At 40.8% G+C, this 201-nt stretch carries 1 protein-coding gene; it reads left to right on the forward strand.

Going from position 1 to position 201, the window contains the following annotated elements:
* A partial coding sequence (locus tag PL8927_RS28760; RefSeq protein WP_231506176.1) for a hypothetical protein occupies positions 1–196 on the forward strand: 196 nt, incomplete at its 5' end.
* Between the last annotated feature and the right edge of the window lie 5 nt (positions 197–201).

The raw sequence follows: 201 nt of genomic DNA on the forward strand, positions 1-201 counted from the left end.
TTTAACGAATGTAGGGGCGGGTTCGAGTCAATTTTTGTTAATGATAATTCACCTAAATAAACCCGCCCAACCCCGTAATAGGAATCAATATCAACCCGGTTTTGTTAACGTTAAATCTTGGTGGGTTGGGCGGGTTTATCAAGATTATTTGTGGGATTTGAAAGATTGTACAGAACCCGCCCCTACGGGTTTTTAACGAAT

The sequence above is a fragment of the Planktothrix serta PCC 8927 genome, from assembly GCF_900010725.2.
GTDB lineage: Bacteria > Cyanobacteriota > Cyanobacteriia > Cyanobacteriales > Microcoleaceae > Planktothrix > Planktothrix serta.